The sequence below is a fragment of the Polynucleobacter sp. MWH-Berg-3C6 genome (assembly GCF_018881855.1).
Lineage (GTDB): Bacteria > Pseudomonadota > Gammaproteobacteria > Burkholderiales > Burkholderiaceae > Polynucleobacter.
In genome coordinates this window covers 1-222 of record NZ_JACVPN010000028.1, presented here as the reverse complement: position 1 = coordinate 222, position 222 = coordinate 1, and the positions used below count along the sequence as shown (strand labels likewise).

The window sequence follows — 222 nt, the reverse complement described above, 5'->3', positions numbered from 1 at the left end:
AGTGAACTGCTGTCAATTTAGGTCCACTACCAAAGAGAGTTTTTTCATAGTAAATCATTGCAGCAACATGGGTTGATTCTGCAATAGTTGGGGTACTTGGGTTTGGGGTGCTGGAGGTCTGTAACCCAATGCACTATGCGGCCTGACATGGTTATAGTGTTTCACCCACTCCCCCACGATGATCTGGGCCTCTTTTAAGCTTTAGAAGATCTCCCCATCCAA

At 45.9% G+C, this 222-nt stretch carries 1 pseudogene; it reads right to left on the bottom strand.

The annotated features are described in order from the left end of the window. Nucleotides 1-54: 54 nt before the first annotated feature. Nucleotides 55-222: pseudogene (locus ICN13_RS10085) on the bottom strand (integrase core domain-containing protein); the annotation flags it as partial.